The organism is Flavobacterium sp. (assembly GCF_035292545.1).
Classification (GTDB): domain Bacteria; phylum Bacteroidota; class Bacteroidia; order Flavobacteriales; family Flavobacteriaceae; genus Flavobacterium.
This window is the reverse complement of record NZ_DATDPV010000073.1, coordinates 56,847-80,938: the sequence shown is the minus strand read 5'-3', so window position 1 is coordinate 80,938 and position 24,092 is coordinate 56,847. Positions and strand designations below refer to the sequence as shown.

Annotated in this window: 28 protein-coding genes; 24 read left to right on the top strand and 4 right to left on the bottom strand. The window is 33.3% G+C overall.

Translation table 11 applies throughout. The features are described from left to right. Window positions 1–354: 354 nt before the first annotated feature. The 24 genes from VI621_RS12490 to VI621_RS12375 all read left to right on the top strand — a co-directional run bounded on the left by VI621_RS12490 (window position 355) and on the right by VI621_RS12375 (window position 20,868). Window positions 355–1,029, top strand: a complete 675-nt coding sequence (locus VI621_RS12490) for a hypothetical protein (RefSeq protein WP_324218731.1) — start codon at window positions 355–357, stop codon at window positions 1,027–1,029. 171 nt (window positions 1,030–1,200) lie between these two features. After that, window positions 1,201–1,659: a PA2169 family four-helix-bundle protein gene (locus VI621_RS12485; RefSeq protein ID WP_324218730.1), complete on the top strand. Its 459-nt coding sequence runs from the start codon at window positions 1,201–1,203 to the stop codon at window positions 1,657–1,659. Window positions 1,660–2,042: 383 nt separating this feature from the next. After that, a complete protein-coding gene (locus VI621_RS12480; RefSeq protein ID WP_324218729.1) occupies window positions 2,043–2,189 on the top strand; it encodes a Thivi_2564 family membrane protein in 147 nt (48 codons plus the stop codon). A gap of 142 nt (window positions 2,190–2,331) precedes the next feature. Further along, the gene (locus VI621_RS12475) at window positions 2,332–2,526 is read left to right on the top strand and encodes a hypothetical protein (RefSeq protein ID WP_324218728.1); all 195 of its coding nucleotides are present in this window, start codon (window positions 2,332–2,334) and stop codon (window positions 2,524–2,526) included. Between the two features lie 335 nt (window positions 2,527–2,861). Continuing rightward, on the top strand, window positions 2,862–3,170 hold the full coding sequence (locus VI621_RS12470; protein ID WP_324218727.1) for a DUF892 family protein: 309 nt from the start codon (window positions 2,862–2,864) through the stop codon (window positions 3,168–3,170). A gap of 57 nt (window positions 3,171–3,227) precedes the next feature. Continuing rightward, window positions 3,228–3,701, top strand: a complete 474-nt coding sequence (locus VI621_RS12465) for a DNA starvation/stationary phase protection protein (RefSeq protein WP_324218726.1) — start codon at window positions 3,228–3,230, stop codon at window positions 3,699–3,701. Between the two features lie 295 nt (window positions 3,702–3,996). Then, window positions 3,997–4,380 carry a hypothetical protein gene (locus VI621_RS12460; RefSeq protein ID WP_324218725.1) on the top strand — a complete coding sequence of 128 codons (384 nt, stop codon included), beginning with the start codon at window positions 3,997–3,999 and terminating at the stop codon, window positions 4,378–4,380. A gap of 53 nt (window positions 4,381–4,433) precedes the next feature. Then, window positions 4,434–4,655, top strand: coding sequence for a hypothetical protein (locus VI621_RS12455; RefSeq protein ID WP_324218724.1), 222 nt, complete (start codon window positions 4,434–4,436; stop codon window positions 4,653–4,655). A gap of 134 nt (window positions 4,656–4,789) precedes the next feature. Further along, on the top strand, window positions 4,790–4,975 hold the full coding sequence (locus VI621_RS12450) for a CsbD family protein (RefSeq protein ID WP_324218723.1): 186 nt from the start codon (window positions 4,790–4,792) through the stop codon (window positions 4,973–4,975). 292 nt (window positions 4,976–5,267) lie between these two features. Beyond that, complete coding sequence (locus tag VI621_RS12445) at window positions 5,268–6,881, top strand: ice-binding family protein (RefSeq protein ID WP_324218722.1); 1,614 nt, start codon at window positions 5,268–5,270, stop codon at window positions 6,879–6,881. Window positions 6,882–7,354: 473 nt separating this feature from the next. Continuing rightward, window positions 7,355–7,507 carry a lmo0937 family membrane protein gene (locus VI621_RS12440; RefSeq protein WP_324218721.1) on the top strand — a complete coding sequence of 51 codons (153 nt, stop codon included), beginning with the start codon at window positions 7,355–7,357 and terminating at the stop codon, window positions 7,505–7,507. 612 nt (window positions 7,508–8,119) lie between these two features. Continuing rightward, window positions 8,120–8,242, top strand: coding sequence for a hypothetical protein (locus tag VI621_RS12435; protein ID WP_324218720.1), 123 nt, complete (start codon window positions 8,120–8,122; stop codon window positions 8,240–8,242). A 319-nt stretch (window positions 8,243–8,561) separates the two neighbouring features. After that, on the top strand, window positions 8,562–9,596 hold the full coding sequence (locus VI621_RS12430) for a pesticidal protein Cry7Aa (protein WP_324218719.1): 1,035 nt from the start codon (window positions 8,562–8,564) through the stop codon (window positions 9,594–9,596). Next, entirely contained in the window at window positions 9,586–12,000 is a 2,415-nt protein-coding gene (locus VI621_RS12425; protein WP_324218718.1) for a glycosyltransferase, read from the top strand. The genes VI621_RS12430 and VI621_RS12425 overlap by 11 nt, the downstream gene beginning before the upstream one ends. Window positions 12,001–12,110: 110 nt before the next feature. Beyond that, complete coding sequence (locus tag VI621_RS12420; protein WP_324218717.1) at window positions 12,111–12,857, top strand: outer membrane lipoprotein-sorting protein; 747 nt, start codon at window positions 12,111–12,113, stop codon at window positions 12,855–12,857. Continuing rightward, window positions 12,854–14,068 (top strand): ABC transporter permease, encoded by a 1,215-nt coding sequence (locus VI621_RS12415; protein WP_324218716.1) that lies wholly within the window; start codon window positions 12,854–12,856, stop codon window positions 14,066–14,068. The genes VI621_RS12420 and VI621_RS12415 overlap by 4 nt, the downstream gene beginning before the upstream one ends. A 6-nt stretch (window positions 14,069–14,074) precedes the next feature. Then, window positions 14,075–15,286 carry an ABC transporter permease gene (locus VI621_RS12410; protein WP_324218715.1) on the top strand — a complete coding sequence of 404 codons (1,212 nt, stop codon included), beginning with the start codon at window positions 14,075–14,077 and terminating at the stop codon, window positions 15,284–15,286. Between the two features lie 5 nt (window positions 15,287–15,291). Beyond that, window positions 15,292–16,014, top strand: a complete 723-nt coding sequence (locus VI621_RS12405) for an ABC transporter ATP-binding protein (protein ID WP_324218714.1) — start codon at window positions 15,292–15,294, stop codon at window positions 16,012–16,014. Between the two features lie 6 nt (window positions 16,015–16,020). Continuing rightward, a complete protein-coding gene (locus tag VI621_RS12400; RefSeq protein WP_324218713.1) occupies window positions 16,021–17,190 on the top strand; it encodes a hypothetical protein in 1,170 nt (389 codons plus the stop codon). 243 nt (window positions 17,191–17,433) lie between these two features. After that, on the top strand, window positions 17,434–17,835 hold the full coding sequence (locus VI621_RS12395) for a hypothetical protein (RefSeq protein WP_324218712.1): 402 nt from the start codon (window positions 17,434–17,436) through the stop codon (window positions 17,833–17,835). Window positions 17,836–17,907: 72 nt separating this feature from the next. Continuing rightward, window positions 17,908–18,327 carry a hypothetical protein gene (locus VI621_RS12390; protein WP_324218711.1) on the top strand — a complete coding sequence of 140 codons (420 nt, stop codon included), beginning with the start codon at window positions 17,908–17,910 and terminating at the stop codon, window positions 18,325–18,327. Between the two features lie 129 nt (window positions 18,328–18,456). Beyond that, window positions 18,457–19,728, top strand: a complete 1,272-nt coding sequence (gene pepT, locus VI621_RS12385; RefSeq protein ID WP_324218710.1) for a peptidase T — start codon at window positions 18,457–18,459, stop codon at window positions 19,726–19,728. Next, window positions 19,729–20,316, top strand: a complete 588-nt coding sequence (locus tag VI621_RS12380) for a YdeI/OmpD-associated family protein (protein WP_324218709.1) — start codon at window positions 19,729–19,731, stop codon at window positions 20,314–20,316. Between the two features lie 132 nt (window positions 20,317–20,448). After that, on the top strand, window positions 20,449–20,868 hold the full coding sequence (locus VI621_RS12375) for a hypothetical protein (protein WP_324218708.1): 420 nt from the start codon (window positions 20,449–20,451) through the stop codon (window positions 20,866–20,868). A gap of 72 nt (window positions 20,869–20,940) precedes the next feature. On the opposite strand, the gene yajC is transcribed toward VI621_RS12375, so the two are convergent. The 4 genes from yajC to VI621_RS12355 all read right to left on the bottom strand — a co-directional run bounded on the left by yajC (window position 20,941) and on the right by VI621_RS12355 (window position 23,973). After that, window positions 20,941–21,210 (bottom strand): preprotein translocase subunit YajC, encoded by a 270-nt coding sequence (gene yajC / locus VI621_RS12370; RefSeq protein WP_324218707.1) that lies wholly within the window; start codon window positions 21,208–21,210, stop codon window positions 20,941–20,943. Window positions 21,211–21,251: 41 nt separating this feature from the next. Then, the gene (locus VI621_RS12365; RefSeq protein ID WP_324218706.1) at window positions 21,252–21,737 is read right to left on the bottom strand and encodes a DUF1573 domain-containing protein; all 486 of its coding nucleotides are present in this window, start codon (window positions 21,735–21,737) and stop codon (window positions 21,252–21,254) included. 19 nt (window positions 21,738–21,756) lie between these two features. After that, window positions 21,757–22,668 (bottom strand): transcription antitermination factor NusB, encoded by a 912-nt coding sequence (nusB, locus tag VI621_RS12360; RefSeq protein WP_324218842.1) that lies wholly within the window; start codon window positions 22,666–22,668, stop codon window positions 21,757–21,759. 198 nt (window positions 22,669–22,866) lie between these two features. Next, entirely contained in the window at window positions 22,867–23,973 is a 1,107-nt protein-coding gene (locus VI621_RS12355) for a Glu/Leu/Phe/Val dehydrogenase (protein ID WP_324218705.1), read from the bottom strand. Window positions 23,974–24,092: the final 119 nt, after the last annotated feature.

Here is a 24,092-nt window from a genome sequence, read left to right as displayed (position 1 = left end):
TATAAATTCAAAATAAATATAACTCACTTTAATTAAGATACTTATCTTTTTATTGTGAGTTTTTTTTCGTAAATTTAAATTTCAAAAAACAGAAGTAAAAGTAAACTGGAATAAGTAAAAGGGTAAATTCAATCAAGGATTTGAAGTCCATCCAAACGGACCATAACCACATATTTGAAAAAGACGAGAAAGAAAGCGGTTTGAAAAACTTCAAATCAAGCTTCTTAAAGAGAATTATATAATAGTACCATTGCACATTAATCATCCCTTTTTGATAGCGGTCCCCTTAGAGATTGATTCTTTAAAATTATTTTTTAGCATTACAGAAAATTAAACCAGATAAATCTTTACAAAATGAAAAAAGCAATGACATTATTTTCTGCAATCATATTGATGGCGGCAGTACTCATTTCCAATTCTTCATTCGGACAAATGAAAATGGAAAGTAAAAAAACAGTTTCGGTATCGAGTGCCACTATGCTCAAAACAAACATGCGCAAACTTTGGGAAGACCATGTTACATGGACTCGCAATGTTATATTTTGTCTTGTGGATGAACTTCCGGGAACGGATCAAGCTGTAAATCGCCTTCTTCAAAATCAGGTTGATATCGGTAATGCCATTAAGCCTTATTATGGTGAAGCTGCAGGAAATAAATTAACAGAATTGCTAAAGCCTCACATTACCATTGCCGCGGAAGTAGTTAATGCCGCAGAAGCCGGAAATGCCAGTGCACTCGATGATGCAAATAAAAGATGGTATGCCAATGCTAATGAGATATCTGAATTTCTCTGCAAAGCAAATCCCAAATGGAATTTAGCAGATATGAAAATGATGATGAATGACCATCTCAAACTAACCACCGATGAAGCAGTACAACGCATCAAAAAAGATTATGATGCTGATGTTATTGCTTATGATAAAGTACATGATGAAATTTTAGAAATGTCCGATATGCTTGCCAACGGCATCATTCAACAATTTCCGGAAAAATTTAAAAAACAAGCCGCTACAATGTCTTCAAAATAAAAGTTGAATAACATTCGCAGTTATTACAATAAATCCTTAACGCAGTTTTATCGTCTTCTTAAAGATGTAAGAATAATGTAATATTTTTAAATAATTGTGTAAAATGTCACTGGATTATAAAACCCACCTTTGTATAAGCAAAAATAAATCAACAAACTAAAATAGAAAAAAATGAAAACAGAGAAAACAATTGACGTATTAAATTCGCTTATTGAAATCAACAATGATAGAATTTACGGCTACGAAACTGCTTCACAAGAGGCGGAAGAAACAGATTTAAAAATGATGTTTTTGCATTCAACAGAAACAAGTATAAAATGCAAAGCACAACTTATTGCGGAAGTCAAAAGATTGGGTGGAAAACCTACAGAATCAACCACTACAAGCGGTAAAATTTACAGACTTTGGATGGATGTTAAAGCTTCGGTTACAGGCAAAGACAGAAAAGTAATTCTGGATTCATGCGTGTTCGGAGAGGATGCTGCAATTGAAACTTACAAAGAAGCATTAAGTAAAGATGAAGACTTAACATCAGACCAACAAATGATGATAGAAGAACAATTATTACTAATAAAAGCGGATCACGATAAAGTAAAAAAAGTACGTGATTTGATTGAATTAAGTAAATAATCTTCTTCATAAAAATAATATGCGGTTAAAATCTATATGTTTTTATCCGCATATTTTTTTTCCAAATGATGAGCAATACATTAACCCCAAACGTCCTTTTTGAAATTTATAAAAACAAGATCTCGTTCAAAATAGTAAAGATTAAAAGTTGCTTTTCTATCAACAATAAATCCACTTCTATCATAACTCCCTTAAGATTTTTTAGATTCCATTGGCCTGTCTTACAGGTCATCTTCCTTTTAAAACAGTATAAATCCATCCTAAAAAAAGACCAGTAAAATATTTAAAAGCAACATGGGAATAATGTAACTTTTTTTCAAAATTATACAACACTGCAGGAAACAAGTGAATTACCTTTGAAAAGAACTTGTAAATAAATGTTTATGTCAACATTCACTGTCTTAATCGTATTAATTGTTTCCGCTATAATTTTATTTCTTATCAATAAATTCATAGCTATGGACGGCACCATCAGAAAAATATTTAACACTATAGTTGTAGTGGCTATTTTTATTGAAATTCTAAAATAATTTTGAATTTCAATTGATTTACAAAAACAAAAACATAACTGAATATTTAAAAAAAAATATTTTTTCGGTTAATTGTCATAAAAATTATCGAAATTTATTGAAATAATCTTTTTATATTAACAAATCTTTAAAAATAAAAATTATGAATCTTAAAAGAATCTTTGGAGCTTTACTTACTGCTCTCGGAATAGGTGGTCTTATTTATGCTGCAGTTGTTTTCGCCAGCACATCAGGTGACAATCGTGATATTAAAGCACTTATCATTTACGGAGTACTTGGTATTATATTTTTCATTTCAGGTATTAGTTTGGTTCGTACAACAAAAGACGAATCATAAATTCCATTACTTTACTATTCTGTTATTTGAATATGTTTAAACGAAAAATGGAAATCCTGAATTAAGCCAATATTATATCATTATAAACTGGCTAAAATAAAATCTCTCTGAATCTTTTTAGCATTCAGAGAGATTTTTTCATAGAGAACAATAACACATTATTTGATATTACGAATTTCAAGATTGCAATCATCTTAAAATTTTAAATACAGAAACTGCCTTTAGAATAAAAATGTGGGAATAATGTAATTCATTCCTAAAATTCTACAATAAATTTGGAAACAAATTTTGTAAATTTATACTTAGAAAATATTTTTAATTTTTTAACTATAAATATGAAAAACACTGATAACCAATTTGATGAAAACTCCAATCAAAAAATTGGCGGATGGAATTCAGAGAAAATAACATTTGATCTGAAGAAAGGTTTTCACAACGTATTTTTAGACGAACTTAAAGATATTTATCTCTCAGAAAAAGCAATTCTTAAAGCAATGCCAGCGCTTATTGAAAATGCGGATTCTGAAGATATGTCAGAAGCGCTGAATAAGCAACTCGAATTTACCCAAAAGCACATCATCCGATTGGAAGATATTTTTTATTCGTTAGGAGAATCAGAAATAATTCCAAAACAGGAAACATAGTATTTGGAAATTATACAACTTATTAAAAATCATATTTAAACATAAATACATAAAATTATGAAACCAGAAATCGGGATTACAGAAAAAAATTTACAAAACAGCATTAGTTTGCTTTCAGTTGTTTTAGCAGATGAAATGACTTTATACATCAAATTAAGAAAATTTCACTGGAATGTATCCGGCGAGAGTTTTATGGAGCTTCACAAATTATTTCAAGCCCAATACACAGAACTCGAAGAGGCAATTGATGAAGTAGCAGAACGCATCGGAAAGCTTGGTGGTAAAGCAATTGGTACCATGAAAGAATTCTCTGAACTTACAACACTTAAAGAATCTCCAAATAAATATCCATCACAAAAAGAAATGCTGAGCGAATTATTAAGCGATCATGAAACTGTTATTGTTGAATTGCGTAAAGATGTTGATCTTTCCGCTGATGTAAATAAAGATGCCGGAACAGCTGATTTCCTTACTGGTCTGATGGAAAAACATGAAACAATGTCATGGGTTTTAAGAAGGTATTTGAGTTAATTATTTGAAAAATTATACATTAGTTACATAATATTAATTCAATGGAGCGTATAATACTGTTATGCTCTCCATGCTATAAACAAGTGAATAATGTAAGTTTTTTTAGTAATTATATAAGCCTCAGAATCTTAAAATTATTACTTTTATTTCAATAAAGAAGCAACTATTATTTTGTCTTTTAAAGAAATAAAAAATCTCAATTACAAAAAACACATTTAAACCATTACGTTTACAATAACAAAAACTAATGATTTAACCATTTAAAGAATACTAAACAGGAATAAATAAAATTATTATGACAACAGGAAAAAAATTAGGGATTTGGATGGATCATTCAAATGCACATTTAATTGAATTTGCAGCCGATTCTAATGAAACAAAATCAGTCGCGGGTAAATTTTCGAATGACACAAAAGAGCATGGTTCAGGTAAAAATGAAAACCAGATGAACAATAAAGTACAACAACATCAATCAGAATATTACAAAAAATTAGGTGAAGTGATTAAAAATTATGAAGAGGTAATTCTTTTTGGTCCTACTGATGCAAAAGCAGAACTTTTTAATGTTTTGAAAGCAGATAATAATTTCGAAAAAATAAAAATTGAAGTGGAACAAGGTGATAAAATGTCAGAAAATCAACAACACGCCTTTGTAAGAGACCATTTTTCTAAAAATTAATTTCAAACTAAGTAAGCACTTCTCATAGAAAATTACTTCTAAAAATTAAAAATATGCAAACAAAAACTTTAGGAATCATAGTCATTGTAGTTGGGGTAATTATGATGATATATACAGGTTTCAATTACGTAACTACTGAAAAAGTGGTTGACATTGGACCTATTGAAATTAACCAACAAAAAAGTCACCCGGTGCAATGGTCGCCCATCGTTGGAGGAATCCTAATCGTTGGAGGAATTTTGCTAGTTGCCTTTGATAAAAAAGGCCGCTCTTAAAACCAGTTTTAACAGCCTGAATTCTAATAATCTGTGAATAATGTAACTCTCTTATGTAATTGTGTAAAACATTTCCTGATAAATGGACGCACCTTTGTGGTATGAATACACTTTTACAATTTAAAATTCCAAAAATGAACTCAACTGAACTAAAAGGAAACTGGAATGAACAGAAAGGCAAACTAAAACAAAAATTTGCGGCATTAACTGACAATGATTTGATGCTTATAGAAGGTAAAAGAGAAGAAATGTTAGGAAAGCTTCAAATTAAACTTGGTAAAACAAGAGAAGAATTACTTAAAATTATTACAGAACTTTAACCAGTTGCTTTTAAAAAGAAATGCCGTTTAACGATTTATTCGTTAAACGGCATTTCTTTTTTAGATTAATTTCTGAAAATTAAAATCAAAATAGTTCATACCCAAACCTGCCATATAATCGGAATAATATATTGGAATCCTACAAAACACAATTATTCCATTTTAAAAAATAAAAAATTACTCGGAAATGTGTGAATAATGCAACTTTTAGCTAAAGTTGTGTAACTCTTTATTAGGTATAGCGCCTCACCTTTGTAGTATATTTCCGTAACGAATACAAATAAAAAAATTAATGAAAACAAATCTACTTAAAACAATAACAGCTGTTATTCTACTTTTAGTGCCAAATGTAAATTTCGGACAGGCTCCTACCCTCGGTACTGCCGCCAATTTTGTACTTTTTACAACTAGTGGTGCGGTAAGCAACACAGGAATTACACACCTTACGGGTGATGTGGGTACGAATAGCGGCTCAATCACAGGTTTCGGAAATGTAAATGGTATAATGCAAAACAGTAATGGCGCAACCGCACAATGTGCCGCAGATTTGCTGATTGCTTACAATCAACTGAACAGTGCCATTCCTACGTTCTTTCCAGCTCCTTTGCTTGGAAACGGACAAATTCTTACACCAGGAGTTCACGCAATATCAGCTCCTACGACACTAAATTTAGACCTTACTCTAAATGCAGGAGGGAACTCCAATGCTGTATTTATTATACAGATACAAGGAGCATTTTCTGCAGGAGCCAATTCAGAAGTTAAATTAATAAACGGAGCCAGAGCATCTAATGTGTTTTGGAAAGTGGAGGGCTTGGTAAGCATGGCTTCAGGATGTACCATGAAAGGAACTATTATTGCAAACAACGCTGCAATTAATATGAATAATGGAGATTCGTTAGAAGGAAGAGCGCTTTCTACAGCTGGTGCTATCACCGTTGACGGAGTGCTTGGCTATATACCTGTTGTTTTAGGCAGTCCAATGCTTACAGGACCAGCAGCTCCCGTACTTGCTGCTACTGAGTGCTATGCTTTATTTTCTGCAAACGGACCGGTTACAAACGCTGGAATAACTTATGCTACTGGCGATATTGGAACGAATGTAGGTTTAACTACCGGATACGATCCATTACTAGTAAATGGTAATATTCATCCGATTCCTGATGTTTCTACTGGACAAGCTGCAGCTTCTTTGCTTAATGTTTATTCTTATCTGAATACGGTGCCTCATGATATTGAATTGCTTTATCCTGCACAGTTCGGAAGAAATTTGGTTCTTACACCACATACTTATTTATTGAATGCTGCTACAGTATTTACCGATTCACTTTATCTTGACGGAAGAAATAATGCGAATGCCGTTTTTATTATCAAGATCAATGGCGCTTTAACAACAAGTACGTATGCAAAAGTCCTGTTGATTAACGGAACTCAGGCAAAAAATGTATTTTGGAAAGTAGAAGGTGCAGTAAACATCAATGACTATTCAGAATTCAAAGGAACGATTGTTGCCAATAATGGTGCAATCGACTTAAAAACTGGAGTTACACTTGCCGGAAGAGCCTTATCAACTGCAGGAGCTTTAAATACTTTTGCAATGACAGCTACAGCCATCATGCCTACTGCAGGATGCGCCGCTTTGGGTACAGCTTCATATAATGAAAATAAAATTTCAATTTATCCAAATCCATTCACTACTTCTATAAACATTATGATAAATGATGCTTCACAGATAAATAATGCTGAATTGAGTATCTATGATGTCTTTGGTAGAGAAATAATGAAAACAACAATCACAAAAGAAATAACTACACTTGAGACAAGTACTCTTTCTTCAGGTATTTATTTATACAAAGTGACCAGTGAAAACAAAACTATTCAATCTGGTAAACTGATTTCAAAATAGTAAATAATTTAAAAAGTAAAAGGGACTGTTTGCAAAGACAGTCCCTTTTTTTTTACGTCTAATTTCATAAAATATGATTAATAATATTCAAAAAAACAAAATATTTAATATTAATTTCAAAAAATTACAAAATATTTTCATATTTTTACAATAGCTGAATGATGATGAAGTATTTTTTGTGCAGATAAGTTAGTCACTTTTTTAATGATTCCTTATTTCAATAAATTTGATATTGTTCTTTAAAAATGTGTGAATAATGTAACCTTTTATTAAAGTTTTGTAACATTTCTAATTGCAATTATTTTGATATTTGTAGTATATTATTTCGTTTATGAAGAATGTTCAAACAAAATGAAATATTATAAAATTGAAGTTTATAGCTTGTAAATAACAACAAATTTGCAATTAAAGCTTTAATTATATTCAAAAATTAAACCCTTAAAAAACAATTAAACCCTTTAAAAACAATTATCATGAGCAATCTTCTTTACACAATCGCAGTAATTCTAGTCATTTTTTGGGCAATCGGATTCTTTGCATACAGCGCAGGCGGACTTATTCACATACTGCTTGTTATTGCAGTAATTGCCATAATTTTAAGACTTATCCAAGGAAGAAGATTGTAAAAACAAATCTTTTCTGAAATCTTAGAAATAAGTGGACCTTTTAATAACTATCCCGATTGCTTTAAGCTGTCGGGATTTTTTTTTTTAAAAAACAGGAGAACTTTTTTCAGTTTAAAATAAAAACAAAAAATTGATAGTTCTTTAATAGCGCTGCTCGAAAATCGTCTCGAATTCACTTTGCTTCAACCTACGTATAATGAATTCACATTTAATAAGTTATGCAAATAAAATTTGATAATTTAAAGTATTTACGTAAATTTGAATATCTGTGTTGAGTGTTTTTTCTATTCCGATAACTAACGGAAAGAACTTGGTTTTTTTTTTATTTTCATAATAACCAAAATGACTTTACATGATAATCAAATTATATTACCATTCTTCCTCAGACATTATCAGTTTTGATATAAAATGATGCTAAAGAAGAACTAAATATATAGTTGTTGACCTTGGTGTAGTTGGAATTCTTAAAAAACAACACAAGTAAGGCGCGAACAAATGAAAATCACTTTATTGAAATTCAGGCATGAATCCAAAGGCAACTGAAGGCCATGCTAATTGAAAAAATAAAATGTGATTACCGTAATTATTCATTATTAATAATGAATTCCTAAAATGAATTATTCTGATTACATCAGTTATAAATTAGGCTCTATTAACAACACCTACTTCGCTAACACTTTTTCGGAAGTGAGTGGCATTATCATTAAAGATTTCAATATCGTCTATAACGTTTAGGCACCAAAAGAATAGTTATATTTCGATAAAAATTACCTCCCAAAAAAACCTACAAACTGTATTACAGTAATGTTATGTATTTATTCAATTTCTAAAAAAGCGAGAGGCAAACTTCTGCCTTTTCTTTTTCAAGTAAATTAAAAATATAAAAACGTAACACTAATGATAATTTGCAAATGATAAAAATGCTTTCTATAGATGAAGTTCCACTTTCTCCGTAGTAAATATTTAACCTTTTGCTTCCCTGAAATTAATTCAATTACCCAACGTATTTGATATTTTATTGATTTTTTTAAAAGAAGCTTTTAAACAATTAATTATGATAACGGTAAAAAAAGAAGGTATCCTGCTAAATAAAACATCGCACAGTTTTGAAAATGAAGGTGTCTTAAATCCTGCGGTAATAAGGGAAGGCAATAGTGTTCATGTTTTCTACAGGGCAGTACGAAAAGGCAATTACTCTACCATCGGGTATTGCCAATTAGATGGTCCGTTAACTATCAGGGAGCGATACACAACACCTGTTCTGGTTCCACAATTCGACTATGAATCCCAAGGGGTTGAGGATCCCCGTATCGTAAAGATTGATGACCTTTATTATATGACCTACACATCATATGATGGCGTAAATGCGCTAGGAACCTTAGCCACATCTACAGATTTAAAAAATTTTGAAAGAAAAGGAATAATTGTGGCAAAGGTCGTTTCTGATGAATTCGAACGCCTTGCGAAATTTTCCGGAGAGGTAAATCCAAAATATTTCCGTCATGCACGACATTTCAAACCAGAGGAAAAAATTTTCTTATGGGATAAAAATGTCATTTTCTTCCCACGAAGAATCAATGACAAATTATTTTTTTTGCATCGGATACGCCCTGGAATTCAAATTGTTAGTATAAATGATTTAAAAGAACTCACAAAAGAATTCTGGGTAGAATATTATCTGAATCTGCATGAATATATTGTATTAGATCCCATACATGATGGCCATGAAGCCAGTTATATAGGAGGTGGCTGTCCGCCGATTGAGACAGAACATGGCTGGTTACTGATTTATCATGGCGTTCATGACACAATAAATGGATATGTCTATTCCGCTTGTGCAGCGTTACTTGATCTGGATAATCCACAGAAAGAAATTGCCCGGCTGCCTTATGCTTTATTTCAACCGGAATATGAATGGGAAATACATGGTGTGGTAGACAATGTGGTGTTTCCAACCGGTACAGCCCTGTTTGACGATACCTTATATATTTATTATGGCGCCGCAGATAAACACATTGCCTGTGCGTCTGTAAGCCTGTCTGAATTGCTAAAAGAATTAATGCTAAATACTAAAAAAGATGAGAAATAAAATTAAGGTAAACCATATTAATAACTTGTCAGTATTCGAACAAAGAAAAGGCTATCCGCTTGAGTTGGATGAAATGCAAATTCCGGAAACTGACAATATGCTTCCTGAAATTCTATTCATTACGTCCTACCCTCCCCGTGAATGTGGCATTGCAACATACTCGCAGGATTTGATAATGGCTTTGAATAACAAATTCAACCACTCATTCAGAATTCAAATCTGCCCTTTGGAAACGGAAAACGAAAAGCATAATTACTCGGATGAAATCAAATATATCCTTAATACTGATTCTCCGAATGCATTTAGCAAATTGGCAAAAACCATTAATGACAATACCAGTATTGAGATAGTAATGATTCAGCATGAATTTGGATTATTTAAAAAAAATGAAGATTACTTCAACCTGTTTTTAAATCTGCTAACTAAACCCGTTGTTATAGTTTTTCATACGGTATTACCAAACCCGAGTGAATCTTTAAAATTACAGGTGCAAGAAATAAATGAGGCTTCTGAATCCATTATTGTAATGACCAATTCTTCTGCTCAGCTATTAATAAATGACTATGGCGTAACACCGGAAAAAATTACGGTTATTTCACATGGAACCCATCTGGTAACGCATTCTGACAAGGAAATCTTAAAAAACAAACATGGATTATCCGGAAAAAAAATTCTCTCTACATTTGGATTATTAAGTTCGGGAAAAAGTATAGAAACCACATTGGAAGCGATGCCAGCTATCATAAAAAAAAATCCTGATGTACTTTTTCTCATTATCGGCAAAACACACCCGACAGTCAAAAGGCAGGAAGGGGAGATTTACCGAGAAATGCTTAAAGCAAAAGTTGCAGAATTACAACTGGAACAATACGTGAGATTTATGAATATTTATTTAGCGCTACCCGACTTATTGGAATATTTACAGCTTACCGATATTTATTTATTCACCTCAAAAGACCCTAATCAAACCGTAAGCGGAACATTTTCTTATGCTATCAGCTGTGGTTGTCCTATTATCTGTACTCCTATTCCCCATGCAAGCGAAGTATTACGAAATGATGCTGGAATTACCATTGGTTTTGGAAATTCACAACAATTAGAGGAAGCAGTAATCAACTTATTAAATGATGAACAGCTCAGAAAAAATTTCAGCTCAAACGGATTGCACCGAATGGCATCCACTGCTTGGGAAAATGCCGCCATTGCTCACGCCATGTTATTTGAAAAATTAGGAAACAATCAGATTTCATTGCTCTATACCATCCCTCCCATTAACCTTGATCATATAAAAAAACTCACAACATCTTTCGGAATGATTCAATTTTCTAAAATAAATCAGCCTGATATTGATTCCGGTTATACATTAGATGATAATGCGCGGGCAATGATCGCGATGTGCCAGCATTTTGAATTGACAAAAGACCAAGACGATTTAAAGTATATTCATATTTACTTCAATTTCATTAAGCATTGTCTGCAATCCGAAGGGTATTTTTTAAATTATGTAAATGAAGACAGAAAATTTACAAAACAAAATAATTCAACCAACCTTGCTGATGCGAATGGAAGAGCCATTTGGGCATTAGGTTATTTGATTTCAATGAGTGATTTATTATCCGAAGAGTTAACAGAAGCTGCAGAGTCAACATTGCAAAGCGTTTTATCAAATGTAAATAAAATTCATTCAACGCGTGCCATGGCATTTGTTATAAAAGGACTGTATTATCGCAACACAAAAAATAAATCATCCAAAGATCTTTTGTTAATCAAAGAACTAGCTAACAGATTAGTCCAAATGTACAGACATGAGGCTGACGAAGAATGGCATTGGTTCGAAAGCTATCTCACTTACGCAAACAGCATTTTATCCGAAGCCATGTTGTGCGCCTGGTTAGCCACCGGGGAATTAATTTATAAAGAAATTGCAAAATCCTCTTTTGATTTTCTTTTATCCCAGACCTTTAGAGAAAATGGCATCAAAGTAATTTCTAATAAAACCTGGCTACACAAAGGAACCAATTCAATCCAGGCAGCATCCAATAACTATCCGATTGGGGGTGAACAGCCGATTGATGTTGCCTATACCATAATTGCTTTGAGCAAATTTCATGATGTCTTTGAAGATGAGGGATACCTGTACAAAATGGAAATGTCATTTAATTGGTTTTTAGGAAACAATCATTTAAATCAAATTATTTACAATCCCTGTACTGGCGGATGCTATGATGGACTGGAAGAAAATTATGTCAATCTTAATCAGGGTGCCGAGTCAACTATCAGCTATCTCATGGCAAGATTGGCCATTGAAAAATCATTCCCAAGCGAGCAGAAAATATTTCAGATTCCAATAACACTTCGGGCAAATACAAACAAAAAGAAACACTTTTTAGAATTAAACGAATAAAATCTCAAAATGACGAATAAAACCTGAAACTTATTTGTTATTATAGAATGCGGAAGAAAGAACTATTCAACACTGATTTTCCGTAAAATGTTAAATCTAAATTCGATAGCATGAAAAAGATCTTCTTTCTATTATTTTATTATTTAGCATTTACCTTTTCTGCTTTCGCTCAGGAGGCAAAAGACATCGTGAAAAAAGCAGATGAAAAAGCCAAAGGAAAAACCTCAATTGCCAATATCACCATTCAAACCATAAGACCCAGCTGGACTCGTGAGATGAAAGTAAAAGGTTGGACGAAAGGCAATGATTTGACTTTGATTTTAGTTTTGGCTCCAGCCAAAGAAAAAGGCGTGGTATTTTTGAAACGCAAAAAAGAAGTCTGGAACTGGATTCCCTCGATAGAAAGAAACATCAAAATGCCTCCTTCAATGATGAACCAAAGTTGGATGGGAACGGATTTCACCAATGATGATTTGGTAAAAGAAGCCTCCATTCTGGAAGATTACAATCATTCCTGTTTGACAGAAGTAGTAATTGATGGAAGAGATTGCTATAAAATTCAATTGCTGCCCAAACCCGAATCGGCAGTAGTTTGGGGAAAAGTCGTCATGGCCATTGATAAAAAAGATTTCATGATGCTACATGTCGAATATTATGATGAAGATGGTGCGCTGATAAACACGATGCATTGTACCGACATAAAAATGTTAGGCGGTCGCTTATTACCCGCAAAAATGGAAATGGTCCCGGCGAACAAAAAAGGAAACAAAACCGTGTTGCTTTATAATTCCCTGGTTTTTGACACGCCTTTGGAAGATTCTTTCTTTACCACCCAAAACATAACCAAAGTAAAATGATTCTGAAATTAATTTGGAGAAATCTTTGGCGCAACAGCCGACGCACTTTAATCACGGTGGCTTCGATAGCTTTTGCGGTCTTATTTGCGGTTTTGATGAAATCGTTCCAAGATGGGGTTTTCAATAATTTAATTAAAAATGTGGTAGGTTATTATTCCGGTTACATCCAAATTCACCAAAACGGGTATTGGGATGAACAGGTGTTAGATAACAGTTTTGCTTTAAAAAATTCATTAACAACTCAATTGCAACAAAATCCTCAAATACAGGAAATCGTTCCCCGATTGGAAACTTTTGTTTTGGCTTCCAAAGGAAATACCACTAAAGGATGTATGCTTGTAGGTACCGATGCGGTGAAAGAAAATAATTTAACCCAATTAAAAAATAAAATAATCAGCGGAAGCTATTTCGAAAACAACGAAGAAGCGGTCCTCCTTGCCGAAGGTTTGGCTAAAAGATTGGATGTAACCGTCAATGATACTATTGTGCTTTTTGGACAAGGCTTTCATGGCGTTATGGCAGCCGGAAAATATAAAATAAAAGGAATCGTACATTTAGCTTCGCCAGCAATGAACGACGCTTTTGTGTATTTGCCATTGGCTGTAACCCAATATTTTTTGAGTGCCGAGAACAGACTTACATCGATCTCATTGGGAATTGACAATCCTGACAATACTGATGCCATTACGCAAAATCTAAAAGCAAGTATTGGACAACAATACGAAGTCATGTCTTGGGAGGAGTTAATACCGGAAATCTCCAATCACATCAAAGCAGATGCCATCAGTTTTTACATATTTTCAGGAATACTTTATCTCATAATAGGATTTGGACTATTTGGAACCGTTTTGATGATGACTGCCGAGCGCAAATACGAATTCGGAATGCTTATCGCCATCGGAATGAAAAAATCAAAACTGGAACTGGTTTTAATAGGAGAAATTTTACTGATTACCTTTTTCGGTGTGCTTTTGGGAATTTTTCTCAGTATGCCTCTGGTAATTTACTTAAAGGAAAGGCCCATCCGATTTGGAGGCGAAACAGCCAAAGCCTATGAGCAATTTGGTTTTGAACCGCTATTCCCTACTAATTTCGACCCAAACATATTTATAAACCAATCGCTGATTGTCTTGGCAATGGCGTTAATTATAGGCTTGTACCCGCTTTGGCATGTGAAAGTCTTGAATCCGGTAAAAGCCATGAAAAAATAAAACATCATGTTGACAAAAATCGCCAGCAGAAACATTTGGAGGAGCAAAAAAAGAAGCCTCATCATCATTGCAGCTGTAAGCTTTGGTTTATGGGCCGGCATTTTTATGACGGCATTTTATAATGGTGTAATCGAGCAACGCATTAATACCGCCATTTCAAGCGAATTGTCACATCTTCAGTTACATCATCCGGAATTCAGAAAGGATTACGAAATAAAATACTATTTGCCGCAAGGCAGAAAAATACTTCAAAAAATTGGTGAAGACAGCAAAACAAAGGCCATTGCAGGTCGCGTCATTATAAAAGGAATGATTGCTTCAGCGTCCGGAAGCAGTGGCATCACTATAAACGGCGTAATGCCTGTTGAGGAACAAAATCTGACCAATCTTTCTAAAAAAATAATAAAAGGAAATTATTTTAATCCCAATAAATCAAACGAAATTATACTAAGCGAAAGGCTTCGCAAAAAACTGAAACTAAACCATAATAAAAAGGCCATACTCACATTTCAGGATTCGGAAGGCAATCTGGCATCTGGCGCTTTTCGGATTACGGCCATTTATAAAACAGTAAACTCACCTTATGACGACAGCAATGTTTTTGTAAAAATCAACGATATTGATTCATTGAGTGGTATTCCTAAAGAAATTAACGAAATCGCAGTTTTACTAAAATCCAGCAAAACGCTGGAAGAAAGCCAAAACAGTCTTAAGCTGGAATTCCCCAAATTAGAAATACAAAACTGGAAAGAAATTGCTCCCGAACTGGGCTATACTGTTTCCGTAGGCGATAAGATGATGTTCATTTTCATGGGAATTATCCTTTTGGCGCTTGGCTTCGGGATTGTCAATACTATGATGATGGCTGTCTTAGAAAGAACAAGGGAACTTGGTATGCTAATGGCTTTGGGCATGAACAAGTTCAAAATATTTATGATGATTGTACTGGAAACTTTTTTCCTGATAATAGCAGGTTGTCCTTTCGGGATATTGCTTGCACTTATAACTATCGGAATTACCCAGCGAACCGGAATAGACTTTAGCCAATACTCCGATGCGTATTCCAGTTTTGGCTACAGTTCGGTATTTTATCCGAGTTTATCAGCCAGGCAGTTCTTCATTATGATTATTTTGGTGTTGATTACGGCCTTTGTTTCAGCTTTATTTCCAGCAAGAAGAGCGTTACGATTAAATCCTGCAGAATCCTTAAAAAAATAATCACCATGAAAGAAACAGTAATAGATGCGCACAATTTATCGAAAATATACGATGAGAAAACCATTCCGGTTTATGCGTTGAACAAAGTCCATCTTCATATTTCACGTGGTGAATTTACGGCTATTAAAGGACCTTCAGGGTCCGGAAAAACTACTTTGCTGAACATGATTGGCGGTTTGGATATTCCTTCTGAAGGTTTTGTTGAAATCAACGGAACCAATATTACAGAATTGAAAGGCAATGAATTAATTGATTTTCGATTGAATAATATCGGGTTTGTATTCCAATCCTATAATTTGATTCCGGTACTTACCGCCAAAGAAAACATAGAATTTATTATGCTTTTGCAAAAGCGTCCCAAAAAAGAAACCGAGGAACGCGTTTTGGAATTACTGAAACAAATAGGATTAGAAGACAAAATCAACAAACGTCCTCGAGAATTATCCGGCGGACAACAACAGCGCGTGGCCGTAGCGAGAGCATTGGCACCAAAACCGCAATTTATTTTGGCAGATGAACCCACAGCAAATCTCGATTCGGTTTCAGCGGAAAATTTATTGGATATGATGCTAAAACTCAATCAGGAAGAGAATATGACTTTTGTTTTTTCAACCCACGATCAAAGAGTCATCAACAGAGCCCAAAGAGTCATCACGCTGGAAGACGGAAAAATTGTTGCCGATACGGCACCAACTACCATTGTTCACGAACAAACAGAAATAAAATAAGCTGCTGTGAAATTTTGCAACTACATATTTGCCATAACCTTATACTTATTTTGCAGTTCAATTGTTGCACAAACAGATAGTACAAAAACACCTTGGATAGAACTGAACGGCTATATCAAAGACATACAAAACACTTATTTTATCCAAAAAATTGATTCGAATGCTTCGGTAAATCTGATTCATAACCGGTTAAATTTTAAATTTAATATTTCCTCAAAAATAAGCGGAAGACTGGAAATTCGGAATCGTATTTTTTATGGGGAACAAATCAAACTTACTCCTGATTTTGGTAAAACCATTAACCAATACAATGGTTTATTGAATCTTTCCCATTTATGGATAGATAAAAAATCATTCGTCGCCCATTCCGTAATCGATAGGATACTGATTCAATACGGGGACGAAAAATGGGATATCAAAATAGGGAGACAGCGCATCAATTGGGGAATAAATAACATTTGGAATCCCAATGATATTTTCAACGCGTATAACTTTCTGGATTTTGACTATGAAGAACGGCCTGGCAATGATGCGGTACGAATCCAGCGCAATTTGAAGAACAATTCGGTTTTAGAATTCGCTTATAGACCCGGAAAAAATAAAGACGAACACACCACTGCTTTTTTATATAAATTCAACAAATGGAAATATGATTTTCAGTTTTTAGGCGGGATATATCAAACTGATTATGTCGTTGGTGGCGGTTGGGCTGGAAATATCAAAGAAGCCGGTTTTAAAGGGGAATTGAGTTATTTTATTCCAAAAAGAAATACTTTGGATGCATCCGAAACCTTCAGCTTCTCCATCATGGCGGATCAAACTTTTAAAAATGACTGGTATATTTCGCTTGCCGGTTTATACAATAGCAATCCAACAAATGTTTTTGCCGCCAACGGAAGTTTTTATAATACTAATTTATCAGCGAAATCTTTGTTTCCGTTTCGATATAATTTATATACCTCAATTATGAAGACGATTTCCCCTATTGCGTCTTTCAACTTTTCGTTTATTTATTCCCCCGAAAAAAATACGGTGATTATAGTTCCTGTTTATGCATGGAATGTAGCTACCAATTTCGATTTGGATTTCACAGCGCAGTCATTTTTTGCGAATCAAAACAACTCCTATAAAAATTTAATAACGGAGATTTACATTAGAGGCAGATGGAGTTTTTAGGGTCAAAAATGTAATTTTTTAAATCAGTAGCAGAGCCAAAAACAGTTCGATATTTCGATGAACTTCAATATCCTTAAAAAGAAATTTAGACATCTATTACATTTATTTAAATCTGATAACCAGTATTTTATAATCATAAAAATCTTAACTTCTTTAACAAAAAACAGAAGATTATCCTATGGCTTTCATTCTTTTTTTGTAAATTTATGTATTGTAAATTTTCTTCGTCAAAAGAATTTAAAAATGAAGGCATCTGATAAAACAATGACACATTTCTACCAACAATTAGGTAAACTATTTTATAGCATTGCTGCAATTGATAAAAGGGTTCGGGATGAAGAAATTTCTCAATTAAAACAAATACTAAAAAAAGAATGGCTTCCTTTTGAAAATAGTATTGATGAATTTGGAACCGATTCCGCCTACCAAATCGAAATTGTTTTTGATTGGCTTGTAGAAAATGATTGGGATATAGAACAGGTTCTTCCAGATTTTAAAAATTTCCGAAAAGAACATGAAAGCCTGTTTACAAAAAAAATCAATAAATTAATTCTGAAAACAGCAAGAGCTATTGCAGACTCTGTTTTTGGGAAAAATAAATCAGAACAAATTTTAATTAATCAATTGGATAGCATTTTGTCGTAATTATAATTTAAATCAATACTATTAAATCTCAAACTAAACTTTTTCAAAATAATTCATCTTAACACAAAAAACATGGAAACGAAAAGACAAACTGGTATTTGGATAGACACCTCAAAGGCAATAATCATTTCTCTCGATGGCAAAAAAGAAGAAAAAATTACCGAAATAGATTCTGATGTTGAAAATAGCGTTTATCATAACAAGGAAGGCAATAAAGGAGTCTTTAATGGTAATAATCATGGAAGCAGCGAAACTAAATTTGACGAACGAAAAAAGCAACAGCTTGATTATTTTCTAAAATCAGTCCTGTCTTATGTTCATGGATCTGATGAACTCTATGTCTTTGGTCCAGCCGGAACAAAAACAAAACTGGAACAAAAAATACTCGATGGAAAATTGATTGATGCCGGCAAACTAAAGGCGGTTGAAACATCGGACAAGATGACCGTAAATCAAATAGTGGCTAAGGTGAAGGAATTTTATAAACAGTAATATCATATTCTTTTCGTGCTAACTAAAATAGTATATTTTCCCAAAACCAAAGCCTTCAGTTTTGGTTTTGGTTTTTTATGTATTCCTAAATAAACTGTATATTTGTGTTTCATTAAAAAATACACATTTATGCAACATATTATTGACCGTTTCATCAGCTACGTAACTATTGACACGGAATCAGACCCAAACTCTACAACTACGCCAAGTACTGCAAAACAATGGGATTTAGCCAATAAATTGGTTGATGAACTGAAAGCCATCGGAATGGAAGATGTTACTATTGACGAAAATGCCTATATCATGGCGACTTTGCCAAGTAATGTGAAACATGAAGTTCCTACTATCGGTTTTGTATCGCATTTTGACACTACTCCGGATTTTACCGGTGCCAATGTGAAACCGCAAATTATCCCGAATTATAATGGTGAAGATATTGTGCTGAATGCAGAACATAATATTATTTTATCTCCAAAATATTTCAAAGATTTATTACAATACAAAGGCCAGACTTTGATTACCACCAATGGATTAACTTTACTTGGTGCTGATGATAAAGCCGGAATTACCGAAATTGTTACGGCAATGGAATTCCTTATAAAAAATCCTGAAATCAAACATGGAAAAATCAGAGTAGGTTTTACGCCTGATGAAGAAATTGGTCGTGGTGCACATAAATTCGATGTAAAGAAATTCGCTGCTGACTGGGCTTATACCATGGACGGAAGCCAAATTGGCGAATTAGAATATGAAAATTTTAATGCGGCTGGTGTCAAAATTACTTTCAAAGGAAAAAGCGTTCACCCGGGTTATGCCAAAGGAAAAATGATTAACTCGATGTTAATTGCCAATGAATTTATCAACGAATTGCCAAAAGGCGAAATTCCACAAGAAACAAAAGGTTACGAAGGATTTTTTCATGTAACTCACTTAACCGGAAGTATTGAAAAAACCGATTTAGAATTGATTATTCGTGATCATAATGCCAAAAAATTCAAGAAACGTAAAGAGGTCATTCAGGGAATCGTCAAAAAAATAAATAAGAAATTCAAAAAGCAATTTGGAGAAGACATCTGTATTGCCGAAATAAAAGACCAATACTATAACATGAAAGAAAAGGTTGAGCCTGTTTTTCATATTATAGAGATTGCCGAAAAAGCAATGAAAGATTTAGGTATCAAACCATTGATAAAACCGATTCGTGGCGGAACCGATGGTTGTCAATTATCCTACATGGGATTACCTTGTCCTAATATTTTTGCAGGTGGGCATAATTTCCACGGAAAATACGAATATGTTCCTGTAGAAAGTATGCAAAAGGCAGTAGAAGTTATCGTGAAAATTGCCGAATTGACTGCCACCACTGATTTTGCTAAAGAAAAATCAAAAAAGAAAAAATAATTGAAACCAGAGCAAACCAAAACAAATTCTTGGAATAAAGAAAATAGTTGGGCAGAAGAAATCGAATTACTGAATTCAATTGTCGCAAAAACCGAACTCATTGAAACTACAAAATGGGGCGGAACTGTTTTTACCGTTAATGGAAAAAATGTTTTGGGAATTGGTGGTTTTAAAAATTATTTTACAATTTGGTTCTTTAACGGTGTTTTCCTAAAAGACGAAAAACAGGTTTTGGTCAATGCGCAAGAAGGTGTTACTAAATCTTTGAGACAATGGCGTTTTACTTCTAAAGATGAAGTGAACGAAACATTAATCTTATCCTACATTAAAGAAGCAATTGAAAATGAAAACGCAGGAAAAGTAAGTCAGCCTATAAAAAAAGAAGCCTTGGTTTCGGAATTTTTACAAAAAGAATTGGACAACAATCCAACTTTAGCGGAAGCATTTCTACTGTTCTCTCCTTATAAACAAAGAGAATTTTTAGAATATGTCGAAAGTGCCAAACGAGATGAAACAAAAATTTCCAGAATTGAAAAAATCATACCAATGATTCTGGAAAATATTGGTTTGAATGACAAATACAGGTAAAACAGCATAAAAAATTCACGAAAAAAGTTTTAATAAAAACCTAAAAATAAAAGCTTAACATTGGTGCATCCTTTTAATACTTATATTTGATAATATCGTTGTAATAATTAATTAACAATACAAAATGATGTCATGATAAAAAAACAGGAAAAAATTGTAAGCAAAGATACCACCTCCGAAGTGAATAAACTAGTTGTCCCTATTAAAAAAAGAACTGCTAGGGTTAAACCAACTGAGGCAGTAGTTGAAATTATTGAACATCCGAAAGAAGTAATTCATGAGGAAATTGTAGCAGAAAATCTTGTCCTAAGCGAAGAAAAAAATACAAAAAAGAAGAAAAATAAAGTAAAACTGAGCGGAAAAGAGAAAAATAGGGTTAAAAAGGCCATTGCAAAAGAAATAGCTAAACTAAAAGCTAAATTTAAAAAGGCAAAGGCGAAAAAAGCCAAAAAAGATAAGGCGAAAAAGGCTAAAGTGAAAGCGAAAATTAAGGCTAAGAAAGCTAAAGTAAAAGCTAAAAAAGCCAAGAAAAATAAAAAAAATAAAAAATAATCGGTTTATTTTTTATTAAAAAGTCCCAACTCGAAATATCGGTTGGGACTTTTTTAATTGGTTATAAAAAAATTATTTGTTCATCGTTGCGCTCATTTCCATTGAAATAGCAGAACGTTCCATTTTTAATTTTCCAGACATGGTCTCAATTACAATAGTAGTTTCTCCCAATTCGGCAATTTTCCCGTGAATACCGCTTTTCGTAACTATTTTATCGCCTACTTTAAGGGCACTTTCGAATTGTTTTTCGTTTTTGGCTCTTTTTTGTTGCGGTCTAATCATAAAGAAATAGATTACCACGAACATTAAAATAAAAGGGGCGAATTGTTGTATTTGTTCCATAATTAATTTTTGTTTTTATTTTATTAGAAATTCAATTGCGTTTATGCTTTGATTGATGCTTTAATCAGTAAGGATTCAATTCCTTTTTCAGTATTGGTTGTAATGGTAACTGATTTTTGTTGCTGACCATGCTTACCTTTAGAATCGAAAGAAACTTTCATTTTTGCAGATTCACCAGGTTTAATAGCCTCTTTTGGATATTCCGGAACGGTACAGCCGCAAGAACCAACCGCTCTTGTAATTATCAAATCGGCTTCTCCAGTATTTTTAAAATTAAATGAATATTCCACTTTATCTCCGGTATTAATAGTCCCGAAATCGTGCTCGGTTTTATCAAAAGTCATCTCTGGATATTTTCCATCAGCAGGAACCTGTTTTTTTGATGAATCACGTTTTTCCATTGGATCCAAATTGGTGGCCACAGGTACCATCTCTGGAGTTTTCGTAACCTTTTCAACCTTTTTTTCACAAGAAGCTGTCAATACGAATGATGCGATGACAAATAAATAAACAGTTTTTTTAATCATAATATTAAATATTATAGTTCTACATTAAACCTCTTCCGGTTTTATTTAATTTTTTATCGGTTTCAAATTCTTTAACCAGATTATCTAAAATTCCGTTGATAAAAATACTACTTTTTGGGGTAGAATATTCTTTCGCGATTTCTAAATATTCATTAATTGTTACTTTTACCGGAATAGACGGGAATTTTAAAAACTCGCAAATAGCCATTTTTAATACAATCGTATCGATTTCGGCAATACGTTCTGTGTCCCAATTAGGAGTTTTATCAATGTATTCCTTTGCTAATTCGGTTTCGTTTAGAACTGTTTTTCTAAACAAATTAGTTACAAATTCTTTGTCTTCCTGATCTTTATACAATTTTGGCACTCTGAAAGACTCATCACTTATGGACTTCAATTGCTTTAATTGTTTAATGATTTGCGTATTTACAACCGGAATATCATCAACCCAAGTCAATTTATTGTCTTCCAAATAATCGTATAACTTTTCGTTTGGCGCAATCAACTCCATGAACATGTCAGCTACAAATTCACGGTCTTCCTCAAAAGTATTGATACCGCTGTTCATGTATTTTTGATACAATTCGCTTTGTTTGATTTCATTCAAAAGAATAATAATATAATCATCATTCAATGACCAATTATCAATTTTTCTGTTTTCTAAAGCAATGCTTAATGAATTATTTTCGGAAAGGATTTGAAAAATACTGTTGTTGATGAACTTTTTGTTCGGATTGCGTTCTTCTGGAGTTGCAAGATGCTTCTGACTTGATTTTTCTATAAAAATTGCTTCTTTTTTACTGATTTCAATCAGCGAAGAAACCATAATAAGGTATAAATCTAATATATTGTCGATACTATATAGCAAGAATTTTTCTTCCTTTTCAATACTATCGGAACCATTTTGATGCATCGCATAGATGGATTGCATCACTTTAACACGGATATGTCTTCTGTTTAACACCTTGTAAGAACTTTTAAAAATTAAGAGAGCGAAAGAAAATCTTTCGCTCTGCAAAAATAGTAATAATATTGAAACCCACATCAAAAAATGTCTTTCTTCCGATGAAATTAAAAAGTGGGTTCTTGACAACCAAAATTTAAATAATTTTTCAAAAAAAAATGACTCTTATTTAGCTGCGTTTTCTTTTTTTCTTTGATCAATTCGATTTTGAGCAATTGACATTGCAGCCTGTTGTGTCGTGATTTTATTAGCATCTGCATGACTGAAAATCTCCAACGTAGTGTTGTAGATATTTTCTGTTCTTTTCATTGCTTCAGCACTATCGTAACCAACAATTTCAGCATAAACATTGATGATTCCACCTGCGTTAATCAAGAAATCAGGAGCATATGCAATGCCTCTGTCTCTAAGGATTTGACCGTGAATGATATCATTTGCCAATTGGTTGTTTGCAGCTCCTGCAATAACTTTAGCTCTGATTTTATTTACTGTATCGTCATTGATTGTTGCTCCAAGTGCACATGGGGCATAAATATCAACATCCGCAGTGTATAAATCTGCGCCAGTGAAAATTGTAGCGCCATATTTATTTCCAACTTCTTCTAATCTTGCTTGATTAATATCTGCAATTTGAACTATCGCTCCTTCTTTGACCAAATAGTCCACAAGAGTTTCACCAACATGTCCAATACCTTGAACTAATACTTTTTTACCGCTTAGATTATCTGTTCCGAATTTATATTTAGCAGCAGCTTTCATTCCCATGTAAACACCATAAGCGGTTACAGGAGATGGATTTCCAGAACCACCTTTACTTTCGGAAATTCCGGTTACGTAAGGTGTAACTTCTCTGATTAAATCCATGTCAGCAGTAGTTGTTCCTACATCTTCGGCTGTGATGTATCTTCCGCTTAAAGAATTTACATATTCACCGAATTTGGTAATCATAGCCGGAGTTTTGTCAATTTTAGAATCTCCTATGATGACCGCTTTTCCGCCTCCAAGATCTAATCCTGTGATGGCTGATTTGTATGTCATTCCGCGAGAAAGTCTCAAAACATCATTTAATGCTTCCCATTCGTTAGCATATTTCCACATTCTGGTTCCTCCTAAAGCAGGGCCTAAAGTTGTGTTATGAATTCCAATTATTGCTTTTAAACCAGTATCTTTGTCGTTGCAAAAAACAATTTGTTCGTGATTATCAAAAGACAATTGACCAAAAACAGGGTCAATTTTATGAAGATCTTTTGCATTGATGGTTTCTGTAGTCATAATTTTTAAATTTAATTTAGTTGCGACTTTATCAAAAAGACAGCGCAAATTTAAGACTAAAATCAAAATATCGCACTATTTTTATTTAAAATTAGTAATTTGTTAATAGAATGGCTTTA

Bases quoted from the DNA above. Each gene is read 5' to 3' on its own strand.
- VI621_RS12490 (WP_324218731.1), top strand. From the start codon at position 355: ATGAAAAAAGCAATGACATTATTTTCTGCAATCATATTGATGGCGGCA.
- VI621_RS12485 (WP_324218730.1), top strand. From the start codon at position 1,201: ATGAAAACAGAGAAAACAATTGACGTATTAAATTCGCTTATTGAAATC.
- VI621_RS12480 (WP_324218729.1), top strand. From the start codon at position 2,043: ATGTCAACATTCACTGTCTTAATCGTATTAATTGTTTCCGCTATAATT.
- VI621_RS12475 (WP_324218728.1), top strand. From the start codon at position 2,332: ATGAATCTTAAAAGAATCTTTGGAGCTTTACTTACTGCTCTCGGAATA.
- VI621_RS12470 (WP_324218727.1), top strand. From the start codon at position 2,862: ATGAAAAACACTGATAACCAATTTGATGAAAACTCCAATCAAAAAATT.
- VI621_RS12465 (WP_324218726.1), top strand. From the start codon at position 3,228: ATGAAACCAGAAATCGGGATTACAGAAAAAAATTTACAAAACAGCATT.
- VI621_RS12460 (WP_324218725.1), top strand. From the start codon at position 3,997: ATGACAACAGGAAAAAAATTAGGGATTTGGATGGATCATTCAAATGCA.
- VI621_RS12455 (WP_324218724.1), top strand. From the start codon at position 4,434: ATGCAAACAAAAACTTTAGGAATCATAGTCATTGTAGTTGGGGTAATT.
- VI621_RS12450 (WP_324218723.1), top strand. From the start codon at position 4,790: ATGAACTCAACTGAACTAAAAGGAAACTGGAATGAACAGAAAGGCAAA.
- VI621_RS12445 (WP_324218722.1), top strand. From the start codon at position 5,268: ATGAAAACAAATCTACTTAAAACAATAACAGCTGTTATTCTACTTTTA.
- VI621_RS12440 (WP_324218721.1), top strand. From the start codon at position 7,355: ATGAGCAATCTTCTTTACACAATCGCAGTAATTCTAGTCATTTTTTGG.
- VI621_RS12435 (WP_324218720.1), top strand. From the start codon at position 8,120: ATGAATTATTCTGATTACATCAGTTATAAATTAGGCTCTATTAACAAC.
- VI621_RS12430 (WP_324218719.1), top strand. From the start codon at position 8,562: ATGATAACGGTAAAAAAAGAAGGTATCCTGCTAAATAAAACATCGCAC.
- VI621_RS12425 (WP_324218718.1), top strand. From the start codon at position 9,586: ATGAGAAATAAAATTAAGGTAAACCATATTAATAACTTGTCAGTATTC.
- VI621_RS12420 (WP_324218717.1), top strand. From the start codon at position 12,111: ATGAAAAAGATCTTCTTTCTATTATTTTATTATTTAGCATTTACCTTT.
- VI621_RS12415 (WP_324218716.1), top strand. From the start codon at position 12,854: ATGATTCTGAAATTAATTTGGAGAAATCTTTGGCGCAACAGCCGACGC.
- VI621_RS12410 (WP_324218715.1), top strand. From the start codon at position 14,075: ATGTTGACAAAAATCGCCAGCAGAAACATTTGGAGGAGCAAAAAAAGA.
- VI621_RS12405 (WP_324218714.1), top strand. From the start codon at position 15,292: ATGAAAGAAACAGTAATAGATGCGCACAATTTATCGAAAATATACGAT.
- VI621_RS12395 (WP_324218712.1), top strand. From the start codon at position 17,434: ATGAAGGCATCTGATAAAACAATGACACATTTCTACCAACAATTAGGT.
- VI621_RS12390 (WP_324218711.1), top strand. From the start codon at position 17,908: ATGGAAACGAAAAGACAAACTGGTATTTGGATAGACACCTCAAAGGCA.
- pepT (WP_324218710.1), top strand. From the start codon at position 18,457: ATGCAACATATTATTGACCGTTTCATCAGCTACGTAACTATTGACACG.
- VI621_RS12375 (WP_324218708.1), top strand. From the start codon at position 20,449: ATGATAAAAAAACAGGAAAAAATTGTAAGCAAAGATACCACCTCCGAA.
- yajC (WP_324218707.1), bottom strand. From the start codon at position 21,210: ATGGAACAAATACAACAATTCGCCCCTTTTATTTTAATGTTCGTGGTA.
- VI621_RS12365 (WP_324218706.1), bottom strand. From the start codon at position 21,737: ATGATTAAAAAAACTGTTTATTTATTTGTCATCGCATCATTCGTATTG.
- nusB (WP_324218842.1), bottom strand. From the start codon at position 22,668: ATGCAATCCATCTATGCGATGCATCAAAATGGTTCCGATAGTATTGAA.
- VI621_RS12355 (WP_324218705.1), bottom strand. From the start codon at position 23,973: ATGACTACAGAAACCATCAATGCAAAAGATCTTCATAAAATTGACCCT.